An 11,988-nucleotide genomic window follows, 5' to 3' on the forward strand; every position below is an offset into this window, starting at 1 on the left:
GATTTTATAGGGTTTTTCGGTCTTCATGCGATTCACTGAGATCGCATGAGACAACAGAAGCGAATTAGACGTTGAACAGGAAGTTCATCACATCGCCATCTTTAACGATGTAATCTTTACCTTCTGCACGCATCTTACCGGCTTCTTTCGCGCCTTGTTCACCTTTATAGGTGATGAAATCTTCAAACGCGATGGTTTGTGCGCGGATAAAGCCTTTCTCGAAGTCAGTATGAATTTTACCCGCCGCCTGCGGAGCCGTTGCGCCAACAGGAATGGTCCATGCACGAACTTCTTTCACGCCAGCGGTGAAGTAGGTCTGCAGGTTCAGCAGTTCGTAACCAGCGCGGATTACGCGGTTCAGACCTGGCTCTTCCAGACCCATTTCAGCCATGAATTCTTCACGGTCAGCATCATCGAGTTCTGCGATGTCAGCTTCAACGGCAGCGCAAACTGCAACCACCACGGAGCCTTCAGCTGCGGCGATTTCACGCACTTTATCGAGGTATGGGTTGTTTTCAAAACCGTCTTCGTTGACGTTGGCGATATACATGGTTGGCTTCAGCGTCAGGAAGCTCAGGTATTTGATAGCCGCTTTGTCTTCATCAGTCAGCGTTTTCAACGCACGCAGCATGCCAGCGTTTTCCAGTTGTGGCAGGCATTTTTCCAGTGCAGCCAGTTCCGCTTTAGCGTCTTTATCGCCGCCTTTGGCCTTCTTCTGTACGCGATGGATAGCGCGCTCACAGGTATCCAGGTCAGACAGCGCCAGTTCGGTATTGATAACCTCAATGTCGTCAGCCGGATCCACTTTGTTATTAACGTGGATGATGTTGTCGTTTTCAAAGCAGCGAACCACGTGGCCGATAGCTTCGGTTTCACGGATGTTCGTCAGGAACTGGTTACCCAGACCTTCGCCTTTGGACGCGCCTTTTACTAGACCGGCAATGTCGACGAATTCCATCGTTGTTGGCAGGATACGCTGCGGTTTGACGATTTCGGCCAACTGATCCAGACGCGGATCGGGCATCGGGACAACACCTGTGTTCGGCTCGATAGTACAGAACGGGAAGTTTGCCGCTTCAATACCCGCTTTTGTGAGCGCGTTGAACAGGGTGGATTTGCCTACGTTTGGCAAACCGACGATACCGCATTTGAATCCCATGTTTAAATCACCTTAATCTTTTGATATTCAACCTGTTATGGAAAACAGATTGTAGAAAAGTAAATAACTCTGCCTATTATACACAGCACGCGAGAAAAATGCCGCACATCGCTGCTTATTGCGCTTTAAAGGTGTGTAACCGGCTCGTTGCCTTGGTCAGGCCATCTTTGAATAAAATCTCGGTACAACGTGCCGCTTCGTCAATTGCTTCATCAATTAACTTCTGTTCTGAAACAGGCGGTTTGCCTAAAACAAATCCGACAACTTTGTTTTTATCACCCGGATGACCAATTCCCACGCGTAAACGATGAAAGTTGGGGTTATTGCCCAACTTGCTGATGATGTCTTTCAGGCCATTATGTCCGCCATGACCGCCACCGAGCTTAAATTTTGCCACGCCAGGCGGCAGGTCTAATTCGTCGTGCGCGACCAAAATTTCATCGGGGTTGATACGATAAAAACTGGCCATCGCACCCACGGCCTTGCCGCTGAGATTCATAAATGTGGTCGGTACCAGCAAACGGACATCTTCCCCTTCGAGCGTTACTCTGGAGGTGTAGCCGAAGAATTTCGGCTCATCACGCAGGGACGCGCGTAATCTCTCTGCCAGTAAATCGACATACCATGCGCCTGCGTTGTGTCGCGTTGCCGCATACTCTGCGCCGGGGTTCGCCAGGCCGACAATCAATTTAATCGTCACGTGTTTTGTCCTGAGTGTTTCCATAAACGACGTGTAGTTTACTGTCTGATGCTGCTCTTGACAAAAAACTGCGTTCTAATCGCCAAAAACTGAATAATTGCACAAATGGACTATTAGAAATTGAGTGTGTTCAGTAGCTTATTTGTAAAGTTTTGTTGCGCGAGTGTTTGTAATTGTGATCGCTCCCGCACTTGCGAACGGCAGTGTTGTCTATACTTTACACATAAGGATTAGGGGTATTCCCTGTAGCAACCCAAAGTTCCGGAGGTGACACATGAAACGCAAAAACGCTTCGTTACTCGGTAACGTGCTCATGGCTTTAGGGTTGGTGGTGATGGTGGGGGGTGTTGGTTACTCTATTTTAAACCAATTGCCGCAATTTAATCTGCCACAGTTTTTCGCACATGGTGCCGTGCTCAGTATTTTTGTAGGTGGTGTTCTGTGGTTGGCGGGAGCCAGAGTGGGCGGGCACGAGCAAATCAGTGACCGTTACTGGTGGGTACGCCATTATGACAAACGCTGTCGTCGCGGTGATACCACTCATCGTCATAACTAAATCGTTTCCCGGCAGAGAGGGCTGCGGTTTGAATACAAAGTCCTGGTTGAAAAACCAGGACTCTGCTTGTTCATTATCCTTGCATAGAACGCACTTTTATATTTGCTACGGAATATAAGAAACGTTATTCGAATAACCGATAATGTAACGTTTTAACCGCGCTATCCGCGTCTTCAGCGGGCAACAGGAAACACAGGTTGTCATTTGACGCGCCGTGGCAAATCATTCGCACCGTATGCCCTTCAAGCCAGGCAAAAACGTCTTTGCAAACCCCCGCCGCCTGAGTCAGCCGATTCCCCACCAAAGTCACCAATGCCAATCCGGTTTCCACTTCCACACGACAGTGGGAGGATAATGCGGTAAACAATGCGCTGGTCAGTATATGATCTTCACCTGAGGTTGCGTGAGTCGCGTCCAGCGCCAGTGCAATACTGTTCTCTGAGGTTGTAACCAAATCCACCGTGACCGCGTGGCGAGCTAAAATGGCGAAGGACTGCGCCAGGAAAGAACCGGACGGTTGTGTCTCCAGACTATGTAATCGCAACAGCGTCTGTTTACGGCGCACGGCAAGCGCACGATAGCGAGGTGGGTTGTCGGTGGTGTTATGCACCAGCGTACCACCGGCAGCCGTATCCTTACTTGAGCCAACAAAGACCGGAATGCTTTTGCGCATTGCCGGAAGCAGCGTAGCCGGGTGGAGGACCTTCGCACCGAAGGCCGCCATATCGCTGGCCTCGGAAAATGAGATGTGGTCAATCCGTTTGGCCCGCGGCGCAATGCGCGGATCGGTGGTGTAGATCCCTGCGACATCGGTCCAGATGTCCACGCGTGCGGCGTGAAGCGCCTCACCGAGAAGCGTCGCCGTGTAATCACTACCACCGCGTCCCAGCGTAGTGGTATGCCCTGCGGCATCCCGGCCGATAAACCCCTGGGTCACCATAATCGCTTGCTCAAGACGAGGGCGCAGGTGAGTCTCCACCAGGTGGTGCAGGGTACTGAGTTCGGGTTCGGCGCAGCCGAAACTGGAGTTGGTACGCATCACGCTGCGGGCGTCAAACCACCCGGCCTCGGCATGCCGTTCACGTAAGACTTCAGTAAACAGTAAAGAGGACATCAGCTCGCCGTGACTGACCAATTCATCGCTTAGCGCATCAGACGGTGAAACGGTCGCCGTTTGTGCAAGATGGCGGATGTTGTTGAGAAGATTATCGATTTCCGTGCTGATAACGGACGGCTGCTTCAGGCGGGAAATAATGTTGTATTGGATGGCGCGTAAGGTCTCAAGCTTATCTAATTGTTGATGCGTTTCCAGACCTTCAGAAAGCTCGACCAGTAAGTTTGTAACGCCTGCTGAAGCAGACAGTACGACTAAACGGACATCTTGATCAGCAAGGACAATGCTGGCGCTTCGGTTCATCGCATCAAAATCAGCGACGCTGGTGCCGCCAAATTTGGCAACGACGGATGGTGGATAAATGCGAGTCATAACAATCTCATATCAGGGCGCCATAAAAGTATGGCTAGAAAATTTTCATTCTCGGCATAAGGGGAAACGGTGTTCGCCTTACGAAATGTCCGCCCGCGAACATTTCTGCTGACAACCCAGGGAATTCCTGTTGTCGAAAACGCGTGTCGCCTGTACGCGTTACCGGGTGCTGCGCATTAATTTTATTTACATAGCCTGCAAATAAGCGCGCCATACTAAGTGATTTATATTTAGGGATCGACTTTTTTATTCGATTTATCGACAAATAAGTGAAAAATCATGTCGTAACAAGAAAACGCGTACATTATTAATGGTAAAAACGTGTAAAAAAATAATAAAAACATGAAAATTACATGGTTTTTATAACATCGTATGCGTTGCAATTGGCTACGGTAATTGTTAATTAAATAGATATATTTCTTTAGGATTTCGTAATGAGGGGTGGCTGTTACACTTTGAATTATAAAGAAAAAACACCCGCTAAATGTGTTGAAAAATAAATGATTGAGTCCAGGGCTAAAACAACATATATTAGCCGCGCTTTTTTACAGGTAACCCTTATAACCATTTATTCAATCAGGCGTTAATCTACACCTGGTTGTAGGAGTGATATGATGACGGATAAAGTCCGTATTGATACTTTAAGTGCTAATTCATTACCACAGAGCAATGATACCTTTTTAGCAAGACAGGCTGAGTTTGAATCTAATGTCCGCAGCTATCCACGTAAACTGCCATTAGCGATTGCTAAAGCGCAGGGCGTCTGGATTACTGACGTAGAAAATAATCAATATCTTGATTGCCTGGCAGGTGCCGGAACCCTGGCGCTTGGTCATAATCATCCTGAAGTGCTGCAGAGCATTCAAAGTGTCATCACAAGCGGCTTACCGTTACATACGCTTGACCTTACCACACCGTTAAAAGATGAATTCTCATCGTATTTACTTTCTTTATTACCGGGCCAGGGCAAAGAGTATTGCCTGCAGTTCACCGGGCCGTCCGGTGCCGATGCCGTTGAAGCGGCGCTGAAGCTGGCGAAGAAAGTTACCGGCCGTTCCAGCATCATCAGCTTCTCCGGTGGCTACCACGGGATGACCCACGGCGCGCTGTCCGTGACCGGCAACCTGTCGCCGAAAGAAGCCGTCAGCAACATGATGGCGGAAGTGCAGTTTATGCCGTATCCGCATCAGTACCGTTGCCCGCTGGGTATCGGCGGCGACGCTGGCGTCAAAGCATTGACCTACTACTTCGAAAACCTGATCAACGACGTTGAGAGCGGCGTGCGTAAACCGGCTGCCGTGATCCTCGAAGCGGTGCAGGGCGAGGGCGGGGTAAACCCGGCTCCGATCGAGTGGCTGCAGCGTATTCGTAAAGTGACCCAGGAACACGGCATTCTGCTGATTATCGATGAAGTTCAGGCAGGCTTCGCGCGCACGGGTAAACTGTTCGCCTTCGAACACGCTGGTATTGAGCCGGATATCATCGTGATGTCCAAAGCGGTTGGCGGCGGTCTGCCACTGGCGGTACTGGGCATTAAAAAGCAGTTCGATGCGTGGGCTCCGGGCCATCACACTGGCACCTTCCGCGGCAACCAACTGGCGATGGCGACCGGTCTGACAACGCTGAAAATCCTCAAAGACGACAAGATTGCCGATAAAGTTGCTGCCCAGGGCGAGTGGCTGAAAGGCAAACTGACTGACCTGCAGAAACGTTACCCGGTTATCGGCCAGGTACGTGGTCTGGGCCTGATGATTGGTCTGGAAATCGTTAAGCCGAACGAAGCGCAGGATCACATGGGCTGCTACCCGGCCGATGGCGAGCTTTCCGCGCTGCTGCAGAAAAAATGTTTCGAAAACGGCCTGATTCTTGAGCGTGGCGGCCGTAACGGTTGCGTACTGCGTCTGCTGCCGTCTCTGTTGATCACCAACGCAGAACTGGAGATTTTCCTCGATAAATTCGAAAATGCCCTGCTGGGCGCTGGCGTGAAGCCGGTTTAAACGGAGTTGGATCGAATGTCAGACGTAAATCCGATTCTGTCCGGCTCGGCACAAAGCATCGCTGCCTACCAGGACGCTATCGAGCAGAGTACGCAAGCGGTCGTTGAATGGTTGAAGCAACCTGAGATGTATCAGGGCAAAACCGTTGAGCAACTGCGCGAACGTATCAACCTGAATTTTACGTCTCAGGGCCTGGGCAACCAGGCCGCTATTGAGCGTGCGGTTGAATACTTTCTGAAAGACAGCTTGTTGGTTCACCATGCGCAGTGCGTGGCGCACCTGCACTGCCCGAGCCTGGTGATTAGCCAGGCGGCAGAAGTGTTGATCAACGCCACCAACCAGAGTATGGACTCCTGGGATCAGAGCCCGTCGGCGACCATCATTGAGATCAAACTGATCGAATGGTTGCGTGAGCAGGTGGGCTATGCGGCAGGCGATGCGGGCGTGTTCACCAGCGGCGGCACCCAGAGCAACCTGATGGGCCTGATGCTGGCGCGCGACGCCTTTTTTGCCCGCCAGGGGCATTCCATTCAGCAGAATGGTCTGACCGGCGACCTGAGCAAAATCAAAGTATTTTGCTCTGAAAGCGCGCACTTCTCTGTGCAGAAGAACATGGCGCTGATGGGGTTGGGTTACCGTTCCGTCACCCAGGTGAAGACCGATGCGTTCTCACGCATGGATCTGGCTGACCTGAAAGACAAGCTGGCCCAGGCGAAAGCCAACGGCGAACAGGTGATGGCGATTGTCGCCACTGCTGGTACTACCGATGCGGGTGCAATCGATCCGTTAGCGGACATTGCGGCGCTGGCGGCAGAACACCAGATCTGGATGCATGTGGATGCAGCATGGGGCGGGGCGTTACTGCTTTCTGAGCAGTATCGTCACTTCCTGAACGGCCTTGAACTGGCGGATTCCGTGACGCTGGACTTCCACAAACAGTTCTTCCAGACCATCAGCTGCGGCGCGTTCCTGCTGAAAGACGCGCGTCATTACGAGCTGATGCGTTACCAGGCGGCGTACCTGAACTCTGATTTTGATGAAGAGGCGGGCGTACCGAATCTGGTGTCGAAATCGCTGCAGACCACGCGCCGTTTTGACGCGTTGAAGCTGTGGATGGGTCTCGAAGCGCTGGGCAAAAAGCAGTATGCCGAAATCATTGATAACGGCGTAACGCTGGCGCGTGATGTGGCTGCTTTTGTGAAAACTCAGCCACACCTGGAACTGGTGATGGAGCCGCAGCTGGCAAGCGTGCTGTTCCGTTTCCGTCCGCACAGTGACGACATGGCGTTCGTTGCGCTGTTGAACCAGCGTATTGGCGACGTTTTGCTGGCTTCTGGTAGCGCCAACGTTGGCGTGACCGAAGCAGATGGCGTAACCTGCCTGAAGCTGACGCTGCTGAACCCAACGGTGTGTCTGGAGGATGTCAAAGTCCTGCTGGCAAGCGTGAAAGCGACAGCTGAGCAACTGCTGAACGCGTAAGCAATAAGCTGATTATAAAAAAGGCTCCCACACACGGGAGCCATTTTTTTGCCTGTCATTTGTAGTCCGGTGGCGCTTCGCCTGGCCGGGCTACACGTCAGCTGATATCTGCCAGCGCGGCGTCTTTATTCGGGAAGAACGTCAGGCGTCCGGCAATCGGCTGAATGCCCGCGCGCGCCATGGTACGTAACGGCTGGAATTCCAGATTACTGATCCGCAGTTCACACCCTTCCGGGAGGCGTTTTACAAAACGCTGGAAAGCGTCCAGACCACCGGCATCCAGTACCGGGACCGCGTCCCACTTTAAGACCACAATACGTTTACCTGCAATACGCGATTCGAGATCGGTAAATAATCCCTCCGCAGCGGCAAAGAAAAGTGGGCCAATAACGCGCAGCACCAGCACATCGTCAGGTACGTCTACGTTGACCGGCGCCAGACGCGTCATGCGCGCGATACGACGCATAAACAGCAGGGAGGCGAGAACGATACCGACGCTGATGGCGATCACCATGTCGAATAGCACCGTCAGCGACATACACATAAGCATGACAATGATGTCGTCTTTTGGCGCATGACGCAGCAGATCCACCACTTTATGCGCTTCACTCATGTTCCATGCCACCATCAGCAGCAGGGCGGCCATGGCGGAAAGCGGTAACCAGGAAAGCAGCGGCGCAAGCACCAGCAGGGCAAGGATCACCAGAATCGCGTGGATGACCGCTGAAATTGGTGAGGTCGCCCCGGCGCGGACGTTTGCCGCAGAACGGGCAATTGCCGCCGTGGCGGTGATACCACCGAAGAACGGTGCCACGATGTTGCCCAGGCCCTGGCCAATCAGCTCACTGTTGGCTTTATGCTTGGTGCCAGTCATCCCATCAAGTACGACGGCGCACAGTAGAGATTCAATCGCCCCGAGCATCGCCATGGAGAAGGCGGCCGGTAACAGCGCCTGTAACGAGCTCCAGCTCAGGGTAAAGTTTGACTCCGGCATGTCCCAAGGTAATACCAGTTGCGGGAGCAACTGCGGGATACCGTTACCCTGCGAGCCATCAGCCAGAATGTAGTGGAACTGAGAACCGATGGTGGCGACATGGCCGCCGGTCAGGTTCACAATCCCCATTACCGCACAGCCTGCCAGCAGTGCAGGAAGGTGGCCCGGCAGTCGGATCCCCAGACGCGGCCAGAAAATCAGGATCCCTAGCGTCACCACGCCAATTGCGGCATCGCCAACGTTGAGGGTTGGCAGGGCCATAAACAGCGCGCCGACCTTTTGCAGGTAGTGCTCCGGGACATGGGCCATTTGCAGACCGAGAAAATCTTTAATCTGCATGGTACCGATGGTGATACCAATACCCGATGTAAAACCTAACGTAACGGATACCGGGATATATTCGATCAGGCGACCAAAACGGGCGAGGCCGAAAAGGATCAGGAATATCCCGGACATTAGCGTTGCGACCAGCAGGCCTGCCAGCCCAAACTGTTGCGACACCGGATACAGAATCACCACGAAGGCGGCAGTTGGGCCAGATACGCTAAAACGTGAACCCCCGGTAAGGGCGATAACAATCCCAGCCACGGCTGAGGTATACAAGCCGTACTGCGGCGCCACGCCACTGCCTATTGCCAGGGCCATCGCCAGCGGAATGGCAATGATCCCAACGGTTATCCCGGCGATCAGGTCGCGGGTAAAGCGAGAAGCGGTATATTTTTCTTTCCAACAAGCGTCGATGAGGGCGCGGAAAGGCATCACATGTGAGGAAAATAATCTGTTCACAATAATGTTTCATCCATGAGCGCATCATCTGTCAACTAAATGGCAGGTGAAGGAGGCATAAGTCATACAAATAGATGTTGCAGATAAAAAAACCCGCCGCAGCGGGTTTTTGAGCCGGGCTCGATTAATGCTCGAACATAGCAGAGATGGATTCTTCGTTGCTGATACGACGAATCGCTTCGGCCAGCATACCCGACAGGGTCAATGTACGCACGTTTGGCAGTGCTTTGATTTCGTCAGTCAGTGGAATAGTGTCACAGACAACGACTTCATCAATCACTGAATTGCGCAGGTTGTTTGCCGCATTACCTGAGAAGATCGGGTGGGTAGCGTAAGCAAATACGCGTTTTGCACCACGTTCTTTCAGTGCTTCTGCTGCTTTACACAGCGTACCGCCGGTATCGATCATATCATCAACCAGCACGCAGTCACGACCTGCAACGTCACCAATAATGTGCATCACCTGAGAAACGTTCGCGCGCGGGCGTCGTTTGTCGATGATAGCCATGTCGGTATCGTTCAGCAGTTTAGCGATAGCGCGGGCACGCACGACGCCACCGATGTCCGGAGAAACCACAATCGGATTGTCCAGATTCAGCTGCAGCATGTCTTCTAACAGGATCGGGCTACCGAATACGTTATCAACCGGTACGTCAAAGAAGCCCTGGATCTGTTCAGCATGCAGGTCAACGGTGAGGACGCGGTCAACGCCAACGCTGGACAGGAAATCAGCGACGACTTTAGCAGTAATCGGTACACGAGCGGAACGTACGCGACGATCCTGACGTGCATAGCCGAAGTAAGGAATAACGGCGGTGATACGGCCTGCGGAAGCACGGCGCAGCGCATCAACCATAACGACCAATTCCATCAGGTTGTCGTTAGTAGGGGCACAAGTGGACTGGATGATGAAAATATCACCACCGCGTACATTTTCATTAATTTGTACGCTGACTTCGCCGTCGCTAAAGCGACCTACAGCGGCGTCGCCGAGTGAAGTGTACAGGCGGTTGGCAATACGTTGTGCTAGTTCCGGGGTGGCGTTACCAGCAAAAAGCTTCATATCAGGCACGAGAAGAACCTCAGGCATGCGTCCATTGGTGGAAAGAATCTGCCGAAAACTGTGCGGGCCAGGCAGTATCCTCTCCATGCGGTGTATTAAAGAGCGCGATGCAACGTCTGGAACAGGGTGACGTTGTCACCGCAACTCAGCTTGCCCGGCTTACTCGTCATCTTTCACGTTTCATGTGTGCTGGCATATTTCGCCATCTTCCTGAAACCCGAATGATTTAGAGTAACGCTCTGTGCAATGGGGAGAGGTTGACACCTTTCGCCACAAAGCCTTTGAGCCATTCCGGGGCTTGCTCAAGCACCTGGCGAGCACAAGACTCAGTGTCAAATTCAGCAAAGACACAAGCCCCTGTACCAGTCAGGCGCGACGGCGCGTATTCTAACAGCCAGGAAAGCGCCGCATCAACCTCGCGAAAACGTTTTCTTGCGATAACCTCGCAATCATTGCTGAATTCACATTTTAGTAACGTTTTTATTGACCTTTTTGGCGTGTTGCGCGGGAGGTCGGGATCTTTAAAAATCACCGGCGTCGGAATACTGACTCCCGGGTGTGCGACCAGATACCATTTTTCCTCTGGCTCGACCGGCGTCAGAATTTCACCTACGCCTTCGGCAAAGGCCGAATGGCCGCGCACGAATACGGGAACGTCCGCCCCCAGCGTTAAGCCGAGTCCTGCCAGTTCATCAACCGAAAGTCCGCACTGCCAAAGGTGATTCAGCGCCACCAGGACGGTAGCCGCATTCGACGAACCTCCGCCAAGACCGCCGCCCATCGGCAGGCGTTTTTCGATACTGATGTCGGCGCCGCTCCCTTTGGGAAGGCGATCGCTTTCAGACGCCGCCTTCATCAGCAAGCGCGCCGCACGGACAATGAGATTGTCTTCATGTGCAACGCCTTCCACCGGCGTTAACAGGCGGATTTCGCCGTCGCCACGCAGCGCAATACCTAACGTGTCGCCATAATCAAGAAACTGGAATAGCGTTTGCAAAGTGTGATAACCGTCCGCACGCTGCCCGGTGATGTATAAAAACAGATTCAGTTTTGCCGGAGAGGGCCAGTGGGTCATCATTTCACAATCCAGTTATCCATTTTCAGCTTAATACGCTGATCGCCGTCGGACAGTTCCATGTTTGCCGGCATCGCAGGCTTAATTTTGCTGTCGTAGGCGCTATAGACCACTTTCCAGTTTTTACCGTCTTTGCTGTAGTTCACTTCACTCAGACGATACTGATCGTCGAGTTTGTAATCGCTGGCGTCTCCCGGCAGGCCAAGGATCCACTGGCGCAGGCTATTCAATGGAATAGGCATGCCGGTCAGTTTACCAATCATCTCTTCGGCGTCGTCAGCGGTGTAGTGCTTGCCTTTGTTATCGACAAGTTCGACGTTGCCCGGCTGGGCATTGAGTTCCAGTTCAGTGCTGCCCAGGGGATTGGTCAGCAGGAGACGATAGCGATCCTGTCCGGTTTGTTGCCAGAAAAAGCGGGCATAGACTTTCTGTTGATCGGAAATATACGCAAACGCACCGCGCGTCTGATATTGGTTCAGGGCGCGTACTTCCTGCTGGTGCTGGCGCCACTGTGGAGAGTCAGGGCTTTTGCCGGGACCTTTCGGCGCGTTGAGCGTACAGGCGGTAAGAGCCAGGGCCGCCAACGGCAGCAGGCGAATCAGGCGAAAATCAGGCAGGGTCATAATGATGACAAATCCTTGAGATACGTTGCAGTTATAACTCTTAATGCTAGCGCCGCCATCATACATCGTC

Annotated in this window: 10 protein-coding genes; 3 read left to right on the forward strand and 7 right to left on the reverse strand. The window is 52.6% G+C overall.

What is annotated here, in order from left to right; genetic code table 11:
* Window positions 1–64: 64 nt before the first annotated feature.
* On the reverse strand, window positions 65–1,159 hold the full coding sequence (ychF, locus tag OGV52_RS20170; RefSeq protein WP_016153303.1) for a redox-regulated ATPase YchF: 1,095 nt from the start codon (window positions 1,157–1,159) through the stop codon (window positions 65–67).
* Between the two features lie 115 nt (window positions 1,160–1,274).
* Entirely contained in the window at window positions 1,275–1,859 is a 585-nt protein-coding gene (pth, locus tag OGV52_RS20175) for an aminoacyl-tRNA hydrolase (RefSeq protein ID WP_287109056.1), read from the reverse strand.
* A gap of 274 nt (window positions 1,860–2,133) precedes the next feature.
* On the opposite strand from pth, the gene ychH reads away from it, so the two are divergent.
* Entirely contained in the window at window positions 2,134–2,415 is a 282-nt protein-coding gene (ychH, locus tag OGV52_RS20180; protein WP_016153301.1) for a stress-induced protein YchH, read from the forward strand.
* A 124-nt stretch (window positions 2,416–2,539) separates the two neighbouring features.
* Here ychH and lysC read toward each other — a convergent pair whose 3' ends face one another.
* The gene (gene lysC, locus OGV52_RS20185; protein WP_016156744.1) at window positions 2,540–3,901 is read right to left on the reverse strand and encodes a lysine-sensitive aspartokinase 3; all 1,362 of its coding nucleotides are present in this window, start codon (window positions 3,899–3,901) and stop codon (window positions 2,540–2,542) included.
* A gap of 611 nt (window positions 3,902–4,512) precedes the next feature.
* Between lysC and OGV52_RS20190 the strand changes: the two genes are divergently transcribed.
* Both OGV52_RS20190 and OGV52_RS20195 read left to right on the forward strand, forming a co-directional pair.
* Complete coding sequence (locus OGV52_RS20190; protein ID WP_019076946.1) at window positions 4,513–5,898, forward strand: diaminobutyrate--2-oxoglutarate transaminase; 1,386 nt, start codon at window positions 4,513–4,515, stop codon at window positions 5,896–5,898.
* Window positions 5,899–5,913: 15 nt separating this feature from the next.
* A complete protein-coding gene (locus OGV52_RS20195) occupies window positions 5,914–7,377 on the forward strand; it encodes a pyridoxal phosphate-dependent decarboxylase family protein (protein ID WP_016156743.1) in 1,464 nt (487 codons plus the stop codon).
* Window positions 7,378–7,474: 97 nt separating this feature from the next.
* Here the strand turns inward: OGV52_RS20195 and dauA are convergent, their stop codons facing one another.
* From dauA to lolB, 4 genes are all read right to left on the reverse strand, one after another.
* Window positions 7,475–9,157: a C4-dicarboxylic acid transporter DauA gene (dauA, locus tag OGV52_RS20200; RefSeq protein ID WP_029139565.1), complete on the reverse strand. Its 1,683-nt coding sequence runs from the start codon at window positions 9,155–9,157 to the stop codon at window positions 7,475–7,477.
* A 124-nt stretch (window positions 9,158–9,281) separates the two neighbouring features.
* Window positions 9,282–10,229, reverse strand: a complete 948-nt coding sequence (gene prs, locus OGV52_RS20205; RefSeq protein WP_001518537.1) for a ribose-phosphate diphosphokinase — start codon at window positions 10,227–10,229, stop codon at window positions 9,282–9,284.
* 217 nt (window positions 10,230–10,446) lie between these two features.
* Window positions 10,447–11,298, reverse strand: coding sequence for a 4-(cytidine 5'-diphospho)-2-C-methyl-D-erythritol kinase (ispE, locus tag OGV52_RS20210; protein WP_287109057.1), 852 nt, complete (start codon window positions 11,296–11,298; stop codon window positions 10,447–10,449).
* Window positions 11,295–11,918 carry a lipoprotein insertase outer membrane protein LolB gene (gene lolB / locus OGV52_RS20215; protein WP_047358971.1) on the reverse strand — a complete coding sequence of 208 codons (624 nt, stop codon included), beginning with the start codon at window positions 11,916–11,918 and terminating at the stop codon, window positions 11,295–11,297. The genes ispE and lolB overlap by 4 nt, the downstream gene beginning before the upstream one ends.
* Window positions 11,919–11,988: the final 70 nt, after the last annotated feature.

The sequence above is a fragment of the Citrobacter sp. Cb041 genome (assembly GCF_030336655.1).
In the GTDB taxonomy this organism is placed as follows: domain Bacteria; phylum Pseudomonadota; class Gammaproteobacteria; order Enterobacterales; family Enterobacteriaceae; genus Citrobacter; species Citrobacter braakii.